The 22,657-nt window shown below is 63.7% G+C and carries 16 protein-coding genes and 1 pseudogene; 6 read left to right on the forward strand and 11 right to left on the reverse strand.

Annotated elements, in window-relative coordinates; genetic code table 11:
• Nucleotides 1-211 precede the first annotated feature (211 nt).
• From HAV18_RS18515 to HAV18_RS18525, 3 genes and pseudogenes are all read left to right on the forward strand, one after another.
• Nucleotides 212-3,139 carry an RNA-directed DNA polymerase gene (locus HAV18_RS18515; protein ID WP_166958322.1) on the forward strand — a complete coding sequence of 976 codons (2,928 nt, stop codon included), beginning with the start codon at nt 212-214 and terminating at the stop codon, nt 3,137-3,139.
• Complete coding sequence (locus tag HAV18_RS18520; RefSeq protein ID WP_243771698.1) at nt 3,136-4,083, forward strand: carbon-nitrogen hydrolase family protein; 948 nt, start codon at nt 3,136-3,138, stop codon at nt 4,081-4,083. The genes HAV18_RS18515 and HAV18_RS18520 overlap by 4 nt, the downstream gene beginning before the upstream one ends.
• Before the next feature lie 536 nt (nt 4,084-4,619).
• Nucleotides 4,620-4,995, forward strand: a pseudogene (locus HAV18_RS18525) (ATP-dependent protease).
• A gap of 112 nt (nt 4,996-5,107) precedes the next feature.
• Here the strand turns inward: HAV18_RS18525 and HAV18_RS18530 are convergent.
• The 9 genes from HAV18_RS18530 to HAV18_RS18570 all read right to left on the reverse strand — a co-directional run bounded on the left by HAV18_RS18530 (nt 5,108) and on the right by HAV18_RS18570 (nt 11,952).
• The gene (locus tag HAV18_RS18530; RefSeq protein WP_166958324.1) at nt 5,108-5,428 is read right to left on the reverse strand and encodes a high-potential iron-sulfur protein; all 321 of its coding nucleotides are present in this window, start codon (nt 5,426-5,428) and stop codon (nt 5,108-5,110) included.
• Nucleotides 5,429-5,567: 139 nt separating this feature from the next.
• Nucleotides 5,568-5,909, reverse strand: a complete 342-nt coding sequence (locus HAV18_RS18535) for a cytochrome C oxidase subunit IV family protein (protein WP_027792794.1) — start codon at nt 5,907-5,909, stop codon at nt 5,568-5,570.
• Between the two features lie 8 nt (nt 5,910-5,917).
• Nucleotides 5,918-6,652 (reverse strand): heme-copper oxidase subunit III family protein, encoded by a 735-nt coding sequence (locus tag HAV18_RS18540; protein WP_166958326.1) that lies wholly within the window; start codon nt 6,650-6,652, stop codon nt 5,918-5,920.
• Entirely contained in the window at nt 6,649-7,260 is a 612-nt protein-coding gene (locus HAV18_RS18545; RefSeq protein WP_166958328.1) for a cytochrome c oxidase subunit 3, read from the reverse strand. The genes HAV18_RS18540 and HAV18_RS18545 overlap by 4 nt, the downstream gene beginning before the upstream one ends.
• The gene (gene ctaD / locus HAV18_RS18550) at nt 7,257-9,011 is read right to left on the reverse strand and encodes a cytochrome c oxidase subunit I (RefSeq protein ID WP_166958330.1); all 1,755 of its coding nucleotides are present in this window, start codon (nt 9,009-9,011) and stop codon (nt 7,257-7,259) included. The genes HAV18_RS18545 and ctaD overlap by 4 nt, the downstream gene beginning before the upstream one ends.
• Nucleotides 9,012-9,024: 13 nt before the next feature.
• The gene (locus tag HAV18_RS18555) at nt 9,025-10,176 is read right to left on the reverse strand and encodes a c-type cytochrome (protein ID WP_166958332.1); all 1,152 of its coding nucleotides are present in this window, start codon (nt 10,174-10,176) and stop codon (nt 9,025-9,027) included.
• Between the two features lie 104 nt (nt 10,177-10,280).
• Nucleotides 10,281-10,796 carry a hypothetical protein gene (locus HAV18_RS18560; protein WP_166958334.1) on the reverse strand — a complete coding sequence of 172 codons (516 nt, stop codon included), beginning with the start codon at nt 10,794-10,796 and terminating at the stop codon, nt 10,281-10,283.
• A gap of 210 nt (nt 10,797-11,006) precedes the next feature.
• Nucleotides 11,007-11,516 (reverse strand): hypothetical protein, encoded by a 510-nt coding sequence (locus HAV18_RS18565; RefSeq protein WP_043184322.1) that lies wholly within the window; start codon nt 11,514-11,516, stop codon nt 11,007-11,009.
• A 220-nt stretch (nt 11,517-11,736) separates the two neighbouring features.
• Nucleotides 11,737-11,952, reverse strand: coding sequence for a DUF3820 family protein (locus tag HAV18_RS18570; protein ID WP_027792801.1), 216 nt, complete (start codon nt 11,950-11,952; stop codon nt 11,737-11,739).
• 311 nt (nt 11,953-12,263) lie between these two features.
• On the opposite strand from HAV18_RS18570, the gene HAV18_RS18575 reads away from it, so the two are divergent.
• Nucleotides 12,264-12,452 (forward strand): hypothetical protein, encoded by a 189-nt coding sequence (locus tag HAV18_RS18575; RefSeq protein WP_034192021.1) that lies wholly within the window; start codon nt 12,264-12,266, stop codon nt 12,450-12,452.
• A 233-nt stretch (nt 12,453-12,685) separates the two neighbouring features.
• Here the strand turns inward: HAV18_RS18575 and HAV18_RS18580 are convergent, their stop codons facing one another.
• Together HAV18_RS18580 and HAV18_RS40180 are read right to left on the reverse strand one after the other, a co-directional pair.
• Complete coding sequence (locus HAV18_RS18580) at nt 12,686-13,081, reverse strand: outer membrane protein assembly factor BamE (RefSeq protein ID WP_166958336.1); 396 nt, start codon at nt 13,079-13,081, stop codon at nt 12,686-12,688.
• Nucleotides 13,082-13,125: 44 nt separating this feature from the next.
• Nucleotides 13,126-17,763, reverse strand: coding sequence for a YadA-like family protein (locus tag HAV18_RS40180; RefSeq protein WP_166958338.1), 4,638 nt, complete (start codon nt 17,761-17,763; stop codon nt 13,126-13,128).
• Between the two features lie 1,438 nt (nt 17,764-19,201).
• Between HAV18_RS40180 and HAV18_RS18590 the strand changes: the two genes are divergently transcribed.
• Nucleotides 19,202-20,035, forward strand: coding sequence for a response regulator (locus HAV18_RS18590; RefSeq protein ID WP_166958814.1), 834 nt, complete (start codon nt 19,202-19,204; stop codon nt 20,033-20,035).
• Nucleotides 20,028-22,376: a sensor histidine kinase gene (locus tag HAV18_RS18595; RefSeq protein ID WP_166958340.1), complete on the forward strand. Its 2,349-nt coding sequence runs from the start codon at nt 20,028-20,030 to the stop codon at nt 22,374-22,376. Before HAV18_RS18590 ends, HAV18_RS18595 begins: the two co-directional genes overlap by 8 nt.
• Nucleotides 22,377-22,657 lie beyond the last annotated feature (281 nt).

Raw genomic sequence — 22,657 nt, forward strand, 5'->3', positions numbered from 1 at the left:
CATCTGGATCGACGAGGCAGACCTAGCCCATTTTGAAGTTCATTTAGACCGCGAACTCCGAAGTCTTGGTGACGATTTACGCTCCGGAAGATTTCGGATGTCACCAATTCGGCCGATGGCTTTTCCAAAGAACCCTGATGGGGATGGGAATCCTAGGGTTCGACAATACTTTCATTTCACTGTCAGAGATCAAGTAGCGTGGACTGCTGCCGTGAACGTATTGGGGCCCTACGTCGACGCACGGATGCCCGTTTGGAGCTATGGCAACAGACTCTTCCGGTCAGCGTGGATTGAAGAAGATCTTCACGGTAACAAGATGCGGAAAGTCGGGCCGTACAGGCACTCCTCGGGCCGAATCTATCGGCCGTTTCAGCAGGCTTGGCCGCTATTTAGGCGTCATATCGCCTTGGCGGTGTCAGCGGCGGCGCATGGTCATTCCAAGGAGGGAAGCCTCGATGACGATGAGCGGGAAGAGCTTGGACTTCAACATCGCATGCACCAGGCCGATCGATGTCCATTCGTTCTTGCTGACAATTGGACTAGCTTGCCAACCGACCGCAACAATGGCGACATCTATTGGGCATCTGTAGATCTTGAGAAGTTCTACCCGTCCGTCCACCTCACAGCATGCGTCGACGCAATCGCGCAGTCTGTTCCAGCCGAACTGCGCCCAGAAGTTCAACGACTGCTAAAGACGTTGACACAACTTCCATTGAACCTTGATGGTTGGACGGATGCCGAACTAAAGCACATCGAACTTGATGAGTCTCGTAAAACATTCCGCAGAATTCCTACTGGGCTCATGGTGTCAGGGTTTCTCGCAAATGCGGCTCTCCTACTGGTCGACGAAGAGGTACAGAAAACGCTCCCGCGTGGGCGCGTCGCGCACTTCCGCTATGTCGATGACCATGTGATATTGGCAAAGACGTTTGAGGAACTGATTACGTGGATCGATCACTACAAGGATGTGATCGATAGGCTAGGTTCCGGCGCAAGCATTAATCCCGCAAAGACCGAACCGAAAGCGCTAGGGGAACTGCTTGGAACAGACGACACCAGCAAGCGCCTTGTCGGGTCAGACCTATGGAATCGCGCACAAGATGAGTGCCGCCTCGATCCTGAGTTTCCAACTCCATTAATGACGAAGACGATTGCTCTGGTTTCGGCAATCGGCAAAACCGACTTCACGACGCTCGAAGACAACGAACTCTCCATCCTATCGCAGCAGTTGGAGCATCTATTGCTCGTAGATGTTCCTGAAGCGGAGATGCCAGCGCGAACACGTCAGGCATTCGCAGCGACTCGCCTTGCTCGCGTCGCCGAAGCAAGACTCGCCGCACCGGAAACACTCAACATTCGACATGGCGCGTCCAGCCAAAGCCGAACGACCGGGGGGCAAGCAACCAGTCGCAATGGCGAGGCCCCTTCACTCGATCCAATCGCTGCTCTTACTGGCATCAATGACTTTCAGATTCAAGCCCGGCTTGCCGGCATTGCCGACAGAGTATTCGGCTTGGTCAGAAGAGTTCTGCACGAACGGCCTGATCGCGTCCGTCTTTGGACTCATGCACTAACCATCGCTCGCCGCCTTGGTGCTACAGGACTGGAACTCCTCTTTGATGACATCGATCGCTATGCGCGCGACCCAGTGAATCGTCTAGCGGCCAGCTACATACTCGGCAATTCATACGCGGTGCTCGCGGCAGAAACAGTGCGAGCTGCACAGCTACTTGTTGACATCAATGCGGCGGGGTGGCGTAGAGCGGCCGCGCTGAGATTTCTGCGAGATATCGCGAGGCTTACCAATAGATGCCTGCCTGAAGCAGACCGATGGTTTGTACAGAAAAGCCAAAACCAGCTTTTCGTCGGTGTGTATTGCGCCACGGTGTTGTTGGAACAATCGCCAGGCACCTTGCAACTCTTAGGGGAGCGGCTGAGCAAACCATTTGTTGACAAAGGCCGCGCGTTGCTAACTAGCCATGACATGCCGTCGGAACTGCGCGTTGCGCTTGCCTGGTGGGGATGCAAGTTCGACCTTCGCAAGCCTGTTCGCCGAGCGTCTGATCTGATCATTCACTTGGGAACCCTCGTCGATGACCTCGCTGAATCCGACGACCTGTGGACTTTCTTCCCTGCGGATGCACCAATTGCACCACTACTGCGAATCGCGTCAGCAACTAAGTCAACTCAAACGAATCAAGAAGGGTGGTGGTTTGACGCTTTGATGAGCCGCCTCGATCGCCCAGAGATCCTGCAAGTGACGGCTCTTTCACCGGCGGCGTCTCGCGTTCGGACATCACTCGAAGGACCTGAGACGGGGAAACTAATACCGCTGCCGGTCTGGGCAACACGGATCTGGGGCAGTCGCGATCCCAGAATCACAAAGGAATGGAGAATCGGTGAATGGACCTGCCTAGAAATTGTCAGGCAAGCAGCGTTGTTGCTGTCGCCTACCGCCGAGACCTTAGACCAAGACTATCTTAAACGCGCGTCGCGCAAAGACACTGATACGCGCTCCCCTTGCGCACACCCGCTCAACTTCGCGCTGCCGAGACATCTCATCGACACGGGGGCAGTCTCCTGGCAAGAGTGGAAGCAGAAGCTGCGAGAGCCCGGAATTGGAGCTCTACGACGAGTCCCCCAGCGGCAACAGATCTATGACAGACGGTATGCGCCGCTCGTCGTAAGCGAAATAGGCTCCGCGCAGAATCCAATTCGCGGCCTTGGCCTGTGCCTATTTGCCTTGCTTTCGCGCTCGTTCCTACTGCCAGCCCAATGGAACGGGCTGGGGCATGAAAGCATGCTTAGACATCTCCCTCAGCTCCTGCGAGACGAGATCACATATTCGTCGGCAACACTTGGAATTCTTGAGGCGTGCCTCCAACCTCGCGCGGACGAGAACGTATTGGCTGGCCTGTACCAAGCATGGAGCCCGGACTTCGATGATGACACTAAGCATGATCCGGTAAGCCTCATCGACACGGCGGATTTGGCGCGCGTCATCTCGATTGCACAACTCGAATTAGAAGCAAATCAAATCTCGACCTTCAATCAGCAATCTCGGCAAGTCACTCCCGTCAATCTCATGCACCTCACCGACGTCGATTGGAAGCGTTATTTTGAAATGGGGCCGGCATGATTTCTGAGAAGCCAGCATTGGTTGAGACGCTTACGCTTGGCGTAATTCAGACGACCTTAGATTCCACGGTCGCGTGGAATGCCGATAGTGGTGAGCCAAAAATCTCGGCAGCCGAGGATAGCCGCGCATGGCACGAGATTCGCAGAGCGATGAGGGCATTGGCAGATCATGATGATCAGCCTCGCGTCGTTCTTCTCCCCGAGCTAGCACTCCCAAGAACGCGATTGGATGACTTCGAGCGGCTTGTCTGTTCCATGAATGTGCTAGCAATCGTTGGGGTTGACTACCGTCTGGACCATCGAACAAAGTCTGCGAAAAATGAAGGTCTCGTCCTCGTTCCTAGAAATTTTTGGAAGCGCACACCTTCACGCTATGCCGCCAGAGTTTGGTTCGGCAAGCGGGACCCTGCGCCAGCTGAGGCATCCGGCTTCAAAAAGTACGTACCACCGTGGGCATTCCATGCCGATCCCAACGTCTATGTCTTCGATTCAGGGCCTTATGGACGGATCGGGGTCAGCATTTGCTACGATTTCATGGATATTGAGCGCGCCCTACTCTATCGTGGTCGGGTTCACCACTTGTTCGTCATAGCCTACAACCGCGACGTAAAGCTCTTTGAGTCGTTGGCCGTTTCTTTATCAAGGACGGTCTTCTGCAACGTAGTGGTCTGCAACACCGGGCACTTCGGCGGCTCGCTGGTCGTCAGCCCATACCACGAGGCATTCAAGCGCGTTGGATACTCGGTCGACGGGGGAAAGATTTTCACAGCTCAGTGCGTTCAGCTTCCAGTGCGCGATCTCCATGCGGCCATTCACGGTTGCGACACCGAGCCAAAGGCCACATACAAGCACTTGCCACCCGGCTTCACGGCTAGCATCGGTCACACGGCTGCGCCGCCAGACGGTCCATCGCCAGTGACCATCCCACTGTTCACTCCGAACTAAACGTTGATTGCGACATGCTCAGATTCCGGCGCCAACCTACGCCGACTCGATAACAGGTCGTCGCGGGCGACGGCCTACATCAGCATGTGCACTCAAAAATTGAACGACCGCATTCAGGAGTCGAATTAGCCTTACGTAGGACAGCGGCCGCTGCAAAGTAGACGTTAGCGATCGAAATTCGAACGGCCGCAATGGGGGATTCAATCGGTAACGTACCACCGCGGAATTCTGCCATTATGAGCAATTCACGACCAGCGCCCGTAATGGCGCTTAAGTGCCGCGGTGACGCTCGCAGCGATACGCTCGAAACTTGTTCTGCGACCTAGTACGCCCGGTTGTTTTCATCGCTAATGAGTACCCTGTCGCCCGTGCGGCCCCGATGAGCGGCGCACTCGAAGGCATCACCCTTCCGATCATAGTGCCTCTGCACAGGCGCCAACGTCAGCGCCAGGCGGCATGTAGCACCATCCGGCTTCGGCGCACCTGCCCAGGCACACCCCATGCGATGATTCGCCATGACTAACATGAGAGATGTAATGACGACTACATTCGACGAGGCGACAACGGCGGCGATCGCCGCGTTTGCCCAATTGGATTTCTACACGGCTGTGCAAGCGATGCGCGCCGAGGCCGATTACGACCACGAACGAGATCAGTGGATCTCGCGCTACATCGACGAGCACGGCGGCGGCGCGGACGACGCAGACCTTGCACGCGCAGGCCCAGGCAACCCCGGAATACGCGCAGTTCATCGATGCGGCTCGCCGGGAAATCCTGGAATACTTCGACGTGACCGACGAGCAACTGGACTGCATGGTCCTGCTGCGCGATGACGACAGCGATGAGCTTTGGGCGGAAGTCAACCGCCAGCGGAGCGCGCTGGGAACCGGTGAAGTGCGCGGAGATCTCTGATCATTGCTTGCCATTGGAGTCTCGAGCCGTGCAGGGTTCGGGCTAGAGTCAGGTCAGTCACGTGGTACGCCGGGCATCACATATCCCGGCGGTCAGGTCATCGCCTCCCCTGCTACGCCTTTTTCGCATAAGCACTACACCAGCCTTTCGCATTGACCTGCTTGCCGCCGAAGATGGCGCACGGCGCCATCGCGGCACCCGTCTTGCCCTGGAAGAACTGGCAATTCGCGCAGGCCTCGCCCGCCTGAAATTTCGGGAATTTCGCATGGTCGACCCGGCTTGCATCCGTCTTGTAGCCGAGGGCCTGGGCGTTTGCATCGGTTTCCTTCACGGCCCCGGCCCCGGTATCTGCGGCCGCAGCGCGGCGTCCAAGGGCCAGCGCGGATGCCAGAACAGTGGTGGCTGCAATAAAACGTCGGCGTGAAAACTTCATCTTGCCCTCCTCCATGTTTGCGTGACCGGATGACCGGCTCCTCCGATGCCGCGACGCCGCCCGGCGCACAACCGCGGCGCATCACCCTGCCCGTCGCGCTGCGACACGCTCATCGCCCGCAAACCACCCGGCGAAGAAATCACCGAAAGAACAGCTCCCGCATCCCAAACGTGTGATGCGCCTCAGCCGCCATCAACACCATGAGCACCAGCAGACACAGCGGCGGCACCAGAATCGCGTACACCAGCGCCAGCCGCTCCCACATCATGTGCATGAAGATCGACACGATCAGCCCGGCCTTGGCGATCATCAGCACGACGATCAGCACCCAGCGCAGCAAACCCTGCACATTGAAATAGTCGACCAGGTACGACAACGTGCTCAGCACGAACAGCAGGCCCCAGATCTTCAGGTAGAGGCCGATCGGATGCTGCTGGCCGTGCGCGGCGTCGGGTCGATCGGCGGGATCGGTGTGGTCCATGGCCTGCCTCACCACAAATAGAACAGTGCGAAGATGAACACCCAAACCAGGTCGACGAAGTGCCAGTACAGGCCGGCGATCTCGACGATCTGGAAGTTGCCGTGTTCGGTGAACCCCGGCTGCAGGATCTTGCGTGCGATCAGCAGCAGGTAGATCACGCCGCAGGTCACGTGAAACCCGTGGAACCCGGTGATCGTGAAGAAGCACGCGCCGAACTGCGCCGCGCCCAGCGGGTTGCCCCACGGGCGGATGCCTTCACGAAAGATCAGGTTGCTCCATTCGAACGCCTGCAGCGACACGAAGGTGGCGCCCAGCAGCGCGGTCGCCAGCAACAGCGCGGCGGCAGGCTTGGCGTTGCGCCGGTAGCCGAAGTTGACGGCCATCGCCATGGTGCCGCTGCTGCTGATCAGCGTGAACGTCATGATGGCAATCAGCAGCAACGGCACTTCCACGCCGCCCACGTTGAGCCCGAACACCTTCGCGGTATCGGGCCACGGCGCCGTGGTCGACATGCGCACCGTCATGTAGCCGATCAGGAAACTGCTGAAGACGAAGGTGTCCGACAGCAGGAAGATCCACATCATCGCCTTGCCCCACGGCACCTTGAAGGCTTCGCGATCGGCCGACCAGTCGGTGACGATGCCGCGCCAGCCGTCGGGCCGGGCATCGGCAGATGAAGCATCGGCGGGCAGAGCCGCAGGCGAATCGGCCGCGGATTCAGTGGGTGCCGTGGGCGCGGTCATGGCGCGGCTCCATACAAGGGCCCGCAGACGGCGGCGACGATCCCGGGGGTCAGCCACCACATCGCCGCCAGCAACACGAGCCAAACCGCGAGCAGGAAATGCCAGTAGAGCGCGCACAGCGCGATGGCGCGCCGGGCCCGGAACGGGTCCGCGCGCCGGAGCTGCACGATCGTCACCACCCACGCCACCAGCCCGCCCAGCACATGCAATCCGTGCAGCCCGGTAAGCAGGTAGAGGAAGCTGTTGGACGGATTGACGGCGACAGTCTGCCCGGCCGCCGACAGCATGTGCCAGGCGGTCAATTGCCCGATCACGAACACGGCCGCCAGCACGCCGCCGCCCACCAGCCACGCCGCGCGGTGCAAGGTCAATTGCCGGGCGCGCTGCATGGCGATGCTGGCCAGTACCAGCGCGCCAGTGTTCCACCACAGCAGCGCCGGATGCGGAATCGGCTGCCAGTCAGGCTCGCGCATGCGCATCGCATAGGCGAGCAGCAGCAGCGAAAACAACGTGGTCGCGACCGCCATGAAAACGACCAGGCCGGTGCGGCCCGCATTCGGCAAGCCGGGTGGCGCGTCGTGAACGAAGGGGCGCGGCAGCGTGGTCATTCGTGGGCCTCGCCAGGGTGAAGCGCCGGGTGGGCCGGTTCAGGCGCCGTTGCGGGCGGCTGGTTCTGCGGCACGAAATCTTCCTCTTGCCCCGGCGGACTGTATTCGTATGCCCAGCGGTAGACGACCGGAAGCGCCGCGCCCCAGTTGCCGTGCACGGGCGGCGTTTGCGGCGTCTGCCATTCGAGCGTGGTGGCCCGCCACGGGTTGCCGTCCGCACGCTTGCCGCGCACGAGGCTCCACGCCAGGTTGAACAGGAACAGCAACTGCGCCGCCGCGACGATCAGCGCGACGACGGTGATGAACGTGTTGAGCGTCTGCGCCGAATGCGGAATGAAGCTGTAGCCCTGATACGCGTAATACCGCCGCGGCATGCCGAGGATCCCGAGATAGTGCATCGGGAAGTAGATCGCATAGGTGCCGACGAAGGTGATCCAGAAGTGCGCGCGCCCGAGCGTGTCGTCGAGCATGCGGCCCGTCACCTTCGGGTACCAGTGGTAGAGGCCGCCGAACACCACCAGGATCGGCGACACGGCCATCACCATATGGAAATGCGCGACCACGAAATACGTGTTCGACAGCGGGATATCCACGCTCACGTTGCCGAGATAGAGCCCGGTCAACCCGCCCAGCACGAAGGTGCTGATGAAGCCGATGGCGAACAGCATCGGCACGGTCAGGTGGATGTCGCCGCGCCACAGCGTCAGCACCCAGTTGTAGACCTTGAGGGCGGTCGGCACGGCGATGATGAGCGTGGTGGTCGCGAAGAAGAAGCCGAAGTACGGGTTCATGCCGGCGATGAACATGTGGTGCGCCCAGACCACGAAGCTCAGCGCGCCGATGATGACGATGGCCCACACCATCATCCGGTAGCCGAAGATGCTCTTGCGCGCGTGCGTACTGATCAGGTCCGACGCGATGCCGAAGGCCGGCAGCGCGACGATGTAGACCTCCGGATGCCCGAAGAACCAGAACAGGTGCTGGAACAGCAGCGGGCTGCCGCCGGCATGCTTGAGCGTCTGCCCCATCGACACAACGGCCGGTATGAAGAAACTGGTGCCGAGCGTCCGGTCGAACAGCATCATCACCGCCGACACGAACAGCGCCGGAAACGCCAGCAGCGCCATGATGGTCGCGATGAAGATGCCCCAAACCGTGAGCGGCATGCGCATGAGCGTCATGCCGCGCGTGCGGGCCTGCAGCGTGGTGGTCACGTAATTCAGGCCGCCCATCGTCGCTGCGACGATAAAGATCGCCAGCGACACGAGCATCAGCACGATGCCCCATTCCACGCCCGGCGTGCCCGGCAGGATGGCCTGCGGCGGATACAGCGTCCAGCCCGCACCGGTCGGCCCGCCCGGCACGAAGAAGCTCGCCACCAGCACCAGCACGGCCACCAGGTAAACCCAGTAGCTCAGCATGTTGAGAAACGGGAACACCATGTCGCGCGCGCCCAGCATCAGCGGGATCAGGTAGTTGCCGAAGCCGCCCAGGAACAGCGCCGTCAGCAGGTAGATCACCATGATCATCCCGTGCATCGTGACGAACTGGTAGTAGTGGTTCGCGTCGATGAAAGCGAACTTGCCCGGAAAACCGAGCTGCAGCCGCATCAGGTCGGACAATACGAGGCCGACCAGGCCGATGGAGATGGCCGTCAGCGCATACTGCACGGCGATGACCTTGTGGTCCTGGCTCCAGACATACCGGGTCCAGAAGCTGCGCGGGGCGTGGTCGGTGTGCGCATAAGTCATGGTTTCTGCTCCGCTATTGCTTGGCCGCAGTACTGGCGGCGGGCGGCCCGCCTTGCGCCTCGATATACGCCACCAGCGCGGACAGCTCCTGGTCGCTCAGGTCGAAGTGCGGCATGATCGGCGAGAAGCCCTTCACGACCCGCGCCGTCGGATTGCGGATGAACGCGCGCAGATAGGCTTCGTCCACCTTCGCGGTGCTGCCGTCGGCCATCGTTTCGGTCTTGCCGTACAGCCCCTTCCAGGTCGGGCCCACGAGCGGGCTGCCGTCCACGGTATGGCAGGCGACGCAGCCCTTGGCCGCCGCGAGCGTCTTGCCCAGTTCGGCCAGCGCCTTCGCGCTGCCGCCGGCAGCGGCCGGTGCGGCCTGCACGTGGGCGAGTTGCTGCTGCGCGAAGGTGGTCTGCTGCGCGAGCCAGCGCGAGAACGCGGCTTCGTCTTCCACGACCACCATGCCGCGCATCCCGGAGTGCCCGATCCCGCAGAGCTGCGCGCACAGGATGTCGTAGCGCCCTGCCTTGGTCGGCGTGAACCAGAAGGTGGTCACCATGCCCGGCACCATGTTCATCCGCGCCCGGAACGGCGGAACGTAGAAGTCGTGCAGCACGTCGCGCGAACGCGTCAGGACCTGAATCGGCCGATTCAGCGGCAGGTGTACCTCGGGCGTTTCGATCAGGTAATTGTCACGGCCGTTGGGGTCGGCAGGGTTCAGGCCGAACGGGTTGTCGTTGCTGATGTAGCGCACGTCGGTCGTGCCCAGCTTGCCGCCGGGGCCGGCGAAGCGGAAGCGCCATTGCCATTGCTGGCCGAGCACTTCCATCTGCAGCACGTTGCGCGGCGGCCGGATGTAGTCCGCGTAGACGAACAGCCCCGGCGCCAGCAACGCCGCCACGCCGACGGCGGTCAGGCCGATCAGCCACCATTCCAGCTTCCGGTTGTGCGGCTCGTAGGCCGCGCGATGCCCGCTGCGGTGGCGATAGCGCACCAGTGCGACGACGATGAACAGGTTGATGGCGATGAAGAGTGCACCGGTGATGACGAGCGTGATCGTCAGCATGTCGTCCATGCGCACCCAGTTCGACGCGATCGGCGTGATCCACCACGGACTGGCAAAGTGAAACCCCACCGCCAATACGATGATCAGGACCAGGGCAATCGCAAGGGCCATAGGCCGCCTCGCTGCATGTCACTCGCCGGAGCCGCCGACACCGGGTTCCGTGTCTCCCGCGAACGCTGCGTGGTCAAGCTCGGCGCGGCGGGAAACGCAATGTGTCAGTCGTCCACGTTCTGCTTGCGCAATCGCTCCAGCCTGCCGTAGGTGATGGCCGCAACCACGCCGAACAACAGGTTGGCCAACAAGGGCCCGGAACCCCGCTCGGAGACGAACCACGGGAACACGGCCGTCATGACGTAGAAGTTCCACCCATACGCGACGATCCCGAACGCCAGCCCGATGGCGGCTTCCATGGCCACGCTCGAATCGAGGCGGAAAGGCGCCATGATCGCGGCGAGCATCATCCCCATGATCGCGCCGAGCACGTAGTGCAGCAGCAGCGCCATCGCCACGATTTCAAGGTTGAATTGCGTCATCTGGCCGAGTGCGCTGCGGCCCATCACCATCGCCGCGATCTTGTGCGTCGGTTGCCACGGGCTTGAGCCGAGCACGAGTGTCGACCAGACGAATTCCAGCGCGATCACCAGCGCACCGCCTGCGAGACCGGCCACGGCGGCGGCGACCCAGTCCGGCGTACGACGCTCCCAATGGTGCGATTGAATGTGCAGTTCCATACGACCTCCTTGCCGGCGGTTCGACGTCGGCGCTTCGGTTCCGAGGGCGTCACGCGCGTCGGGCCTGCGTCTCTTGCGCGATTCGGAAGCGCGGACCGGGTTGCCTGCGCAACTTGCGAACGCCCCTCTCCGCGCTCCGCCCGCGGCCGTGCGCTCGACGAAATGCGTCGATGAACCCGGGTATCGGGCAGGCAGGCTTGCTGTCGCGCGTCAGGGGAAGATCGGTGTCGTAGGCTCGGCGCCTTCCAGGTCCGCCTTCGGAAAATGCTGGGCGACCATCTCTTCGATTTCCTGCTCTCGCAATGCCGGCACGTCGGCCATGATCAGGATCTGGCCTTCCTGTATGGCCTCGCGAAATCTCTGGAGTCGCGCGTTCGGCTCGGCGATGCCGATCATCGCGGCGGTCCACGCCCCGAAACCCGCTCCGGCCAACGTCAACCCGACGACGGCGCCGCCTGCGATCACGAGCTCCGCCGGGGGAAATACCAGCGCGACGAGGCCGATCAGCGCACCCGCCGCGCCGCCAAGCGCGACGCCGCGCTCGAGCGCATGCACGACATCGCTGCTTTGCAGCAACGATGCTTCGGGTAACTGATCGAGTGTGACGCTGTGATCGGCGAGAACGTGGATATGGCGCCAGATAATGCGTGCGCGCAATAGATCGTCGACGATGGCCTTCGCCATCTGCGTATCGGGTACGAGGAAATAAAGGCGTCTCATGTTGGCACCCCTTTTCTTGCCATCAAGTCGTCCTCAAGGGACTGTTTTATATTCTATGTCAGCATCGGCGACGCGCTAGGTGCGCGTGGGCCAGCGCCGGGGCCGCACGCGTGCATTCGGCACGCGCGGCAGGTGTGGCTGAAGAGGGGTGAGTGGTCGTCGATCGCGGTCGATCGATGCAGGGCGACGCGGCACGCGCGGCATTCGCCCCTGATTGGCGTTATCCGCGTTTTCGCAACGGCTCCAGCAAGTCTCGCAGGCCGTTGTGATCGATCTCGTGCATCAGCGCGAGTTGCCGGCCGATTTCGCCGCGCGGGAACCCTTCGCGGGCGAGCCAGTTGAGGTATGGCCCAGGCAGGTCGGCAATGAGTCGGCCCTTGTACTTTCCGAAGGGCATGGTGACGGTGACGAGGTGTTCAAGGTCTGGGGTCTGCATGCGGGTATTGTGCACGGCTTTTCGAGCCTGCCGCGTGTCGGGCGATTCCGGCCGGCTGAAGGTCGTGAATCCCGCCGTTCACGGGAGGCTGAATCGGGTTGACGGCCATCGCTCACGTCCGGCGGGTGCCAGCCGATTACCCGTCAGATCGAGTTCCGACGAAGACAAATGAATGGACCGGAATGACGCACGGACATCGAGGCGGGAAAACCTCCCGCGAAGACCTCGCGGAAAGGATGCAGCGAACCGCCTGCGCCCCTTTTCTGGCCTGCTAGACTGGAATTCCCCCCCTGCAAACGATGGAGGGAATCATGTTGTCCGTCTACGTCGTGAAGACCGGCGAGCAGTTCCTCTGCACCGCCGAGGATGGCGATATCGGCATGGCACCGGCGGTCGAAGATGCCACGTCGTTTCGTTCGTATGAGGAAGCGGAAAAGGCGGCGCACGTGCATGCCGACCCCGGATACGAAATCGTGGCCGTTTGCGTGCTCAGACACTGACGTGGCGCCCGCTGCCGGGTGCCCGGCTCGTCCACACACGCTTCAGGCGGCCGCCTCTCCATTGCGATCCTGCCCATCCGGTCGCGGCCTCACGCGCTCCGTCTCCGTCTCCATCAAGCGGCGGCGCGCGGCTGCGGTAACAACACCCGCCTGGTAACGCAATTCGGTAGCGGGCGCCGATGAACCCACATCATCGACGCCCGCACACCGGCCCGCAGGCCGGTCATGCGGCTTCAGCCCTCGCTGCCGGCCGCCCCCTTCCCGCCAAACGCCTCACACTCCGGCTTGTCCCACCGCGTCTTCACCACGCGGCTATCCGAATCGAACCGGACCTGGTACTGGCAGGTCGCGACCTTGCCGGCCTCGCGGAACTGGAACAGGTAGTTCCACGTCCGCACGTGGAAGATCCACTCGTGAAAATGCGGCGGGCCGAGCAGCTCGTACAGCTGGTTCTTCGTCACCCCCGGCTGGACCTGCGCCAGATTGGCGAGATTCGGGTACGTCCCCTCGGGCAGCGTGGCCGTATCGGCGGACGGAAACGGCGGATCGCCCTGCTGCGTGGCGCATCCGGTCAGGCCGGCGGCAGCGAGCAGTGCCGCGGCCGCGAACTTTGCAAGATTTGCGTTCATGTTTGGCATCGTTTGAATGGAAGGGAAACGGCGCGGGCCGCGGCTCACCACTGGTACCCGGCACCGACCACCGCGCCATACGTGCCGCGCGTGTTGGTCGAAACGGCCGCCTTGTAGACCCAGTGGTTGTTCTCCGAGATCGTCGAAATACCGAGCGCCTGCCCCGACTGGCCGCGATACACGCTGCCGGCCAGCGCGACCATGCTCTTGCCGGGCCCCGACGGTTGCGGCAGGCCGGCCACGGCCATCGCCGTCGCCGTGCCGCCGTCCGCGTCGCGGCGGTAGCTGTCGAGGCTGTTGCGCAGGCCGGCGACCTGGCCGTCCGTGTAGCTGTTCGCCTGCGACAGCGTGTTGCCCACGCTGGCGTTCAGCTGGTTCACGTTGACCGCGTCGGTGCCCTGCGTGCCGGCCGCGACGTTGACGACCTGGCGCGCCGAATCCGCGGAGCCCACGGCGACGACGTTCGAGCGGCCGCCGTCGTTGCTGCCCGTGCCGATCGCGGCCGAATTGCTGCCCGCCGCGGTCGACCCGACGCCGATCGCGGTCGATCCGTTGCCGGACGCCACCGATCCGTTGCCGACCGCCGTGCTGTTCGAGCCCGAAGCGATCGCGCCCGAACCGCCCGCCGACGAATTCGATCCCGTCGAGCCCGGCGGCACGTTCGTGCCGGTCGGGTTCGTCGTGTACGACCCGCCGAGGTTCGACGTGCGCTGGGTGATCAACGTCGTCAACTGGTTGGCGACCGAGTCGAGCTGCGACACGTTCACCGCATCGGTGCCGTTCTTGCCGGCCGCGAGGCCGGTGATCTGCCGGTTGCCGACGTTCACTTCGCCGGCCGACGACTGCGGGCTGCTCAGGCCATACGCGATGTAGTTCGTCTGCGCGCCGACGGTGGTCAGCGAACCCGCGCCGAGCGCGACGCTGTTCGCGAACGTCGCTGTCGCGCCGGCGCCGAGCGCGAGCGCATCGGTCGCGGTGCTGCGTGCGCCTGAACCGAGCGCGACGCTGCCGACGCTCACCGCGACCGCGTTGGCGCCCTGCGCCACCGACTGCGCGCCGGTGGCCGTCGCGCCGCTGCCGAGCGCCATCGCGTCGGCCTGCGCGGCGCTCGCCGCCTGCCCGATCGCGACGCCGCCCGGCGCGGTCGCGTCGACGATCGCACCGTTGCCGATACCCACGCCGTTGTCGCCGTTGACCACCGTCGTCGGGCCGACCGCGACCGACTCCGCGCCGACCGCGAGCGAATCCACGGCCGTCGAGTTCGCGTGGAAGTACTTCGTGGTCGTGACCGCGAACGACTGCAGCGCGCCGGCCAGCTGACGCACAGTCACCGCGTCCTGCTGGCCGGTGCCGTCCGCGACGTTGGTGATCTGGCGATACGTCTTGCTCGTCGCGTCGCCGACCGATACCGCACCCAGCAGCGTCTGGTCGGTCGTGTTGAACGGAATCGACGCGCTGCCGTTGCGGAGGATCCCCGAAGCCGGCGCCGTCGCGCGATCGGACACCGAACCGGCGCCGAGCGCGATGCTGCCGTCCACCTTCGCGATCGCGTTCGGGCCGATCGCGACGCTGTCGAGCCCGAGCGCCTGGCTGTCCGGCGCGGTCGAGTTCGCGTGGAAATACTTGATGCCGTGCGCGTTGATGTTGTCGATCGCCGAGCCGACGTTGTTGTTGACCGTCGTCGAGCCGTCGCTGTTGTACGTCACGTATGACGGCGCGGAAATCGTGCCGGTCGTCGGGTTGTAGGTCGCCCCGCCGCCGAGCCCGCCAGCCGCGCTGTTGCCGAGATTGGTGTTGTTCGACGCGATCGAGCTGAGGCCCGTCGACAGCGAACCGATGCCCGTCGACGTCGCGGTGGACAGCGACGTCAGGTTGCTGTTCGTGCTCGACAGGCCGGTGGACAGCGAGCCGACCGTCGTCGAGGTCGACGTCGACAGCGACGAAATCGAGCTGGTCGTCGAACTGAGGCCGGTGGACAGCGAACCGATGCTCGTCGACGTGGCGGTCGACAGCGACGTCACGCTGCTGTTCGTCGTGCTCAGGCCGGTCGACAGCGACGCGACGCCGGTGGACAGCGAACCGACGATCGTCGACGTGGACGTTGACAGCGACGTTACCGCGCTGTTCGTCGAACTCAGGCCGGTGGACAGCGAGCTGACGATCGTCGACGTGGATGTCGACAGCGACGTGACCGCGCTGTTCGTCGAACTCAGGCCGGTGGACAACGAGCCGACGATCGTCGACGTGGATGTCGACAGCGACGTGACCGCGCTGTTCGTCGAACTCAGGCCGGTGGACAACGAGCTGATGCCGGTCGATGTCGAAGTCGACAACGAAGCCACCGAGCTGTTGGTTGAACTCAGGCCGGTCGAAGCCGACGTGGACAGCGACGTGATCGCGCTGTTGGTCGACGACAGGCCGGTCGACGTGGACGTCGACAATGAAGTCACCGCGCTGTTGGTCGAACTCAAGCCCGTCGACAACGAAGTGATGCCCGTCGACGTCGATGTGGAGAGCGACGCGATCGAGCTGTTGGCCGACGACAAGCCGGTCGACGTGGACGTCGACAATGACGTCACTGCGCTGTTGGTCGAACTCAATCCCGTCGACAACGAGGTGATGCCGGTCGACGTCGACGTGGACAACGACGTGATCGCGCTATTTGCCGACGACAACCCAGTCGACGTGGAGGTCGACAACGAAGTCACCGAGCTATTGGTCGAACTCAATCCCGTCGACAGCGAGCTGATGCCCGTCGACGTCGATGTGGAAAGCGACGTGATCGCGCTGTTAGCCGATGACAACCCGGTAGACGCAGAGGTCGACAACGAGCTGATCCCCGTCGAAGTCGACGTGGAAAGCGACGTGATCGCACTATTGGCCGACGACAACCCGGTCGACAACGACGACACCCCCGTCGACAACGAACTGACGCTCGACGCGGTCGAAGTCGACAGCGAATTCACCGCCAGATTCGTCGCATTGAGCTGCGACCCGTTGATCGCGTCCGTGCTCGCCGAACTGATGCGCCCGGCCGCGACATTGGTGATCTGGCGCTCGGTGCCCGCCGCCCCGACGCTGACGACACTGGTCGGCGACGTGCCGTTGAAGTTGTACGTAACGCCGCCAATCACCGCGCTTGCCGTCGGATTCGGCGCGGCCGTCGTCGACCCGGAACCGAGCGCGACATCGCCCGCATTGTTCGCCACGGCCGACGCACCGAACGCCACCGCACCCGCCGCCGCGGCCGTCGACGTATTGCCGAGCGCGAGCGAACCGGTGCCCTGCGCAATGTTCGAATTGCCGATTGCGACCGCGCCGTTGCCGTTCGCCGTGTTGTTCGCCCCGGCCGTGACCGCGCCGGTTCCGATCGCGGTGCTCGGGTCGCCGATCGCCACCGCACCGTTGCCGCTGACCGTCTGGCCCAGGCCGAGCGCGACGGCACCGGCCCCGCTCAGCACCTTCGAGCTGTTGCCGCCGGCGATCGAGCCCGCGCCTGCCGCGGCCGCGACCGAGTTGCTGTCGCCGATCGCGACGGTGGAACCCGCCGCCGCGACGCTGTTGATGCCGATGGCCGTCGCATTCGTGGCCGACGCCGTCGCACCGGAGCCCAGCGCAGTCGCCGATATGCCGCTGCCGAGCGCAAGATTGCCGAGCGCGACGGCAAACTGCTGGGTCGTGGTCGACTGCACGCCCATCGCGATCGAACTGACACCCGATGCGTTGGCGTTCAGGCCGAACGCCATCGCCGTATCGGCGCCGGCCGTCGTGGACGAGCCGAGCGCGATCGAACTGGTGCCGAGCGACTGCGTGCCCGAGCCCGCTACGCCGGCTATCCCGCCCCAGCCGATCGCAATCGACGTCGCGCCCTTCGCGCCGCTGTTGACCCCCATCGAGATCGAGGAATTGCCGGTCGTCAGCGCACCGCTGCCCACCGCCACGCCGGCTGCGCCGGAACTCGTCGACTGGTTGCCGAGCGCAATCGCGCCCTGATTGGTCGCCTGTGACGCATAACCGAGCGACACGCTGCCGATGCCCAACGAAGTCGAACCGAGCCCAAGCGCAACCGCATACTGACCGGAGGCCGTGGCATTGTTCCCGAGCCCGATGGCGGAAACGCCGTTCGCGGTCGCCCCACTGCCGATCGCCACCGTGCCGGACTGCGTCGCCTGCGCTAAATTGCCGACGGCAACCGCAAATGGTCCCGAACTGATCGCCTGCACGCCGAGCGATGCGCTGTTGGTGCCGGTCGCCTGCGCATTGATGCCGATGGCCGTCGAGCCGTCGGCCATCGCATGCGCGCCCGGGCCCAGCGCCGTGGCCGACACGCCTTGCGCCGTCGCCAGGTTGCCCAGCGCGGTCGAATTCTGTTGCGCGGCACTCGACCCGACGCCGATCGAGATCGACGTCACGCCGCCGGTCGCGGAGCCGCTATCCGGCGCGTACTGCGCGTGTGCACCCGCATGGAACAACGCAAGATACGCGGACGCCATCAGCACGGCCAGCCGTCGCGGCGACGGCGCCGAACGCAGGCCCGCGCGTATCGCCGCGCCCTCGTTCGCCGCGTGCTCGCGCGTGCCGCACGCCGACGCGACACGCTTTCCGCGCGCACGGTCAAGCTCGGAAGCCGCAACCCAGGCCCCCAGTGCTTCGTTCCAGATCGACTTGAACGACTTGTTCATCTTGTGTTCCCTCGGTTCTCATGTGCTGGATCACGCAGCAGCGAACGCGACGGCAGGCGATGACGCATCGGTCTGCCTCCTCGCCCGTGTCGCGATGCCCCGCGCTTCACTTTGGATAGCTAACTAAACGATCGAACAACACTGCTCGGCAATCGCGATCGTCATGGCGATCGCACGACTGCACGCCGCACGTGCGTGACGGCACGTTGAGCGGCGGCACTCGCCGGTAATCGGGACATGGAGGTCGACGGCACGGGAAAAACGGCGACGCGCTGCCCCGCGCACCGCGAATCCGCGTGCGTGTGCCGTCGCGCCGAACCGGCGGCGACCTCGAATTTCATGGGAAGGCGTCGTTCAGACGCCGGATGGACGGATGCCGGCCCGAACCACGGGACGGCCCGTCATGATTCATTCAGGAGGAGGATGACGCCGTGTAATCCCCGGGTATGAAGCATGCGCATCCGGTTCGCTCGAACCGGTGCGTTGACCTGTGATGCCTGTCGTGCTCATGTTTTTCGTGCCCGCCTGATTCGAGAACGCACTGCGTGATCGCGCCCGGACGGATCAGACCGCCGGGCCGCCCACGCGCAGCCGCTCACCCTCTCCGCCGGCAATCAAACGCTTTTCCGGATTTCCGGGAAAAGCGCCTGACTTGCCGAACGACCCCCGCATCGATTAATCGATCGAATTTCCTTGACGATTTTTCTTGTCGATGCGTCACACCCGAACCGGTCTCACAATTTTTCCGCTTATCTTGTATACGAACCCATTCGGAAAATTATGAAACCTGTATTACCCTCGCGCCAATTTTTTGTCCGTCATCGCACTCCCATACTCTGAGAATTGCCATCATTCGATGCCACATTGAATATCGCGTGATCCGAATATGGCAGCGGCAAGGAATCCACGAACAGCCACGCTCCTCGAAGAACCGATTCCAGCCGCGCCGGGGCTAGTGTGCCGGCATCCATTCAAACAAACCTTTTCCGGAGCGGAAAAATACTTTTCCCGAGCGGATGATATTTACATTCATACACTCCGACTCGAAATCCGGTTTTCCATCAAATAAAACTTGACCGATAAGACATAAATCATTAATCAGGCGTCCGCCGATTAGATGCATCCATTTCACATTGAAAGGAATCGCCTCTCGACACAACCCACCCGAATTCATCATGCGGGCCAATTCGATTTGATAATCGATAAAACCCGGAAATTAAGACCGATATTAAAAAGCACTTCGGCATGTTTTTCCACTCCCGTTCCGTTCGGTCGCGCGTCGGTGCCGAAATCGCGCGGCGCCCCACCCCACAAGCCCCCACGAACCGCACGGAATCCTCACAGCCCGCAGGGTTGTCGACATATAATTTTTCGCAACAATCGAGCAGAAAGCGATGCTCTCAAGCTGACCGGCCACCTTTCCACCGCCTTCGCCACCATGTCATCCCGCTCGTCCAGTTCGGCGTCGCCTCGTCCCACGCCGGATCTCGCTGACGCACATATTCTTGTCGTCGACGATCGCCCGAACGACCTGCGGCTCCTGACCGAAATCCTGCGTGCCGCGCGGTGCCGGATCAGCGTCGCGTTCGACGGGCTGCAGGCCTATCACCGCGCCCAGGCGATCGCGCCCGACCTGATCCTGATGGATGTCCGCATGCCGCGCATGGACGGCTTCGCCGCGTGCCGGCTGCTGGCGTCGACCCCTTCGACACAAACGATCCCGGTCATCATCCTGACGGCCGCGGGCGATCTCGAGGATCGCATCGCGGGGCTCGAAACCGGCGCGATCGACTACATCGTCAAACCTTTCGAGCCGGCTGAAGTGCTGGCCCGGATCCGCAATCACCTGAAGCGCGCACGGCGCAGCCAGCCGTTCGCGCACCTGCCCGAACTGCCCGACAACCCGGATGCGGCCCTCGTGCGCGCGGCGACCGAGGTCCTGCTGCGCGACCTGCGCCATCCGCCGGCGCTCGAGGAGCTCGCCCGGCAGGTCGGCACGCACGAAAAGCGCCTGTCCCGCGTGTTCCGCGACCAGCTCGGCCAGACCGTGTTCGAGTACCTGCGCGATACGCGCCTGCGCGCCGCGATGCATTTCCTCGCGGAAACGTCGATGGGGATCGGCGACATCGCCGAGGAAATCGGCTTCTCCACGCCCGGCAATTTCGCGACGGCGTTCCGCGAGCGCTTCGGCATCACGCCGTCCGACTGGCGGCGCCAGCGCCACGCGGTCAACGCGCCGCCCGCGCCCGGCGGGCATCATCCCGATGCGTAGGCACGACGCGGCGTGGGCAGCCGGATGGCGCGCGGTGCTGCTGCTCCTGGTGGCACTGGCCGTCACCTGCGCGACGGCCCGCGCGGCATCGACACCGAACCCTGCGCAGCTGGAAGCCGTGTCGGTGTTCGAAGACGCGAGCACGACGATGACCGCCGACCAGGTCGCTGCTCGTCAGGCCGACCGGTCGCACGATGCATCGACGACAACCGCGCGCTCGTTCAATATCGCGTTCTCGCGGTCGGCATGGTGGGTTCGCGCGACGCTGACCAACCGTGACAGCGCCGCACGTTCGCTGGTGCTGGTGATTCGCGACGCGCGCGTCGACCGGGCCGACTTCTATGTCGGCCAGAACGACCGGTGGACGCTCGACAACCGCTTCCCGGCCGCCGACGCCGGTGGTGGTAATGCCGGGCCGCCATCGCGCTACCCGGCACTCGACGTCACGCTACCCGCCGGCGCAAGCATCCCCGTGCTGATCCGCGTCACGTCGCGCAAGGAAATGCGGCTCGCGCCGGCCGCATTCACTCACGCAGCATGGGATGCGCTGGAACGGCGCGCGACGATGTGGGACTTCGGTTTCTTCGGCGGGCTGCTCGCGCTCGTGTGGTGCGCGCTGCTGATCGGGTTCTTTTCGCGCAGCGGCGTGTTCTACGTCCTGGCCGGGCTTGCGCTGGGCACGACGCTGTTCGAGGCGACCTACCGCGGCTATACGGCGATGGCGCTGCCGCCCGCGCTGCGCGAGTGGTCGGCGCGCGGCGAAATCATCTCCGTGTACCTGGCGATCGCCTGCTTCATCGTCTTCATCCTGACGGTCGCCCGGCGCGAACAGGCCAGGCTGCCGCTGCGCGCGGTCTACATGGTTTTCCTCGCGCTCGAGTTCATCGGCATGGCGGGCGCCGCAAGCGGCGACCTGCTGACCTTCACGTGGTTCTGCCTGCGGCTGAACGCGGTGCTGGGGATCGTCAACATCAGCCTCGCACTGTTGCTCGCCGTCCGCCGGACCCCCACCGGCCGCGTGATGCTGATCGCGATCGCGTTCGCCACCTTCAACATGCTGATCCGCGTGCTTGACGGCATGGACGCGCTGCCGCCGGTGCTGTCCTGGCTCAAGTCCGACATCTATCCGAACCCCGTCATCGCGGTCATCGGGCTCGCCACGCACCTGCTGGTGCTGGCCGCGTGGATCCACCACGTGGGCCGTCAGCGCACCGAGGCACGCAAGCGGCTCGAACACTGGCAGCTCACCGAACAGGATCGCCTGCGCGACGAAGTCGCACGCCGCACGCTCGCGCTCAACGACGCGCTGCAGCAGGTCACCACCCACATGCAGCAGAAGATCGAGACGCTCGGCTATGTCAGCCACGACCTGCGCGCGCCGCTGTCCACGATCAACGGTTACGCGAAGCTGCTGCTGCAAGGCGCGACGCACGGCCAGGCGCGGCTGATCCGCTCGATCGATCGCAGCATCCGCTACCAGCTCACGCTGATCGATGAACTGCTCGCGTTCACGAAGGCCGAGCTGCAGCCGCTCGGCGTGTCGCCGGACGCGACCGACCTGCCCGGCCTGCTCGACGACATCGGCCACTATGCCCTCGCGCTGTGCGCGCAGCAGGACAACCGGTTCGTGTACCGGCCGGCCACGCCGCTGCCGCGCACGATGTCGATCGACGGGATGCGGCTGCAGCAGGTGCTGCTGAACCTGCTGTCCAACGCATCGAAGTTCACGCGCGACGGCACGGTCACGCTGTCGATTCACGCCGCGCGCGAAGGCGACACATGGCGCCTGCGGTTCGAAGTGGCCGATACGGGTATCGGGATCGACATCAGCGGAAACCGCGACATCTTCCGCGCGTACCAGCAGGTGCAGGCCGTCAACGGCGGCACCGGGCTCGGCCTGTTCATCGCGCAGCGCATCGTCGGCGCGATGGGCGGCGAGCTGGCCGTCGCCAGCCAGCCGGGCATCGGCACGGCGTTCTCGTTCGCGATCGTTGCGCCGGCCGTCGGGCATGCAGTCGTGCCGGCATCGGAACTCGTGCGGCGGTTTCATCCGGCGGACGATGTCGCGCCGGGCGGCGCCGCTCCCGCGATGGGCTGCCCGCCCGACGATGCACTCGACGAGCTGATCCTGTTTGCCGGCAACGGGCAGCTCACCGATATCGAGGAATGGCTCGGGCAGTATGCGGACGAGCAGGACTACGCGGCCTTCGTGCAGGCGGTGCGCGAGCATCTCGATACGCTGGACCTGCACGCGATCGGGAAGCTGGCCGGCGCGCTGAAACGTGCGCGCGACGCGGCTGCAACGGATGACGCGGAGACAGACGCGGCCGGGCCGGCCTGATCGCAACCGGGCACGCAGCTTCGGAGCGAATCCGCTTACCTGAACGCGCGGTGAAAGCGCGCAGAAAGAAACCAGTCACGCGGCGCTCCCGCGCCGGTACCCATCGCCGTTCACGCCGTCTTGCTCAAAATAGCGGCGGGATCGGACGCACACGAGCGGCGTGCCGTTCCATCGGGAATGTGCGAGCCGGCAATCGTTCGACTGACGAACCGGCTTCGACAGCCCCGTCCGTCCGCACACGTTTGCGCCGCTTCCGCACCGATTCGTTTCCCGTGCAGACC

Origin of the sequence: Burkholderia sp. D-99, from assembly GCF_011605345.1 — a bacterium.
Lineage (GTDB): Bacteria > Pseudomonadota > Gammaproteobacteria > Burkholderiales > Burkholderiaceae > Burkholderia.

Bases quoted from the DNA above. Each gene is read 5' to 3' on its own strand.
- HAV18_RS18520 (WP_243771698.1), top strand. From the start codon at position 3,136: ATGATTTCTGAGAAGCCAGCATTGGTTGAGACGCTTACGCTTGGCGTA.
- HAV18_RS18530 (WP_166958324.1), bottom strand. From the start codon at position 5,428: ATGAAGTTTTCACGCCGACGTTTTATTGCAGCCACCACTGTTCTGGCA.
- HAV18_RS18535 (WP_027792794.1), bottom strand. From the start codon at position 5,909: ATGGACCACACCGATCCCGCCGATCGACCCGACGCCGCGCACGGCCAG.
- HAV18_RS18540 (WP_166958326.1), bottom strand. From the start codon at position 6,652: ATGACCGCGCCCACGGCACCCACTGAATCCGCGGCCGATTCGCCTGCG.
- HAV18_RS18545 (WP_166958328.1), bottom strand. From the start codon at position 7,260: ATGACCACGCTGCCGCGCCCCTTCGTTCACGACGCGCCACCCGGCTTG.
- ctaD (WP_166958330.1), bottom strand. From the start codon at position 9,011: ATGACTTATGCGCACACCGACCACGCCCCGCGCAGCTTCTGGACCCGG.
- HAV18_RS18555 (WP_166958332.1), bottom strand. From the start codon at position 10,176: ATGGCCCTTGCGATTGCCCTGGTCCTGATCATCGTATTGGCGGTGGGG.
- HAV18_RS18560 (WP_166958334.1), bottom strand. From the start codon at position 10,796: ATGGAACTGCACATTCAATCGCACCATTGGGAGCGTCGTACGCCGGAC.
- HAV18_RS18565 (WP_043184322.1), bottom strand. From the start codon at position 11,516: ATGAGACGCCTTTATTTCCTCGTACCCGATACGCAGATGGCGAAGGCC.
- HAV18_RS18570 (WP_027792801.1), bottom strand. From the start codon at position 11,952: ATGCAGACCCCAGACCTTGAACACCTCGTCACCGTCACCATGCCCTTC.
- HAV18_RS18575 (WP_034192021.1), top strand. From the start codon at position 12,264: ATGTTGTCCGTCTACGTCGTGAAGACCGGCGAGCAGTTCCTCTGCACC.
- HAV18_RS18580 (WP_166958336.1), bottom strand. From the start codon at position 13,081: ATGAACGCAAATCTTGCAAAGTTCGCGGCCGCGGCACTGCTCGCTGCC.
- HAV18_RS40180 (WP_166958338.1), bottom strand. From the start codon at position 17,763: ATGAACAAGTCGTTCAAGTCGATCTGGAACGAAGCACTGGGGGCCTGG.
- HAV18_RS18590 (WP_166958814.1), top strand. From the start codon at position 19,202: ATGTCATCCCGCTCGTCCAGTTCGGCGTCGCCTCGTCCCACGCCGGAT.
- HAV18_RS18595 (WP_166958340.1), top strand. From the start codon at position 20,028: ATGCGTAGGCACGACGCGGCGTGGGCAGCCGGATGGCGCGCGGTGCTG.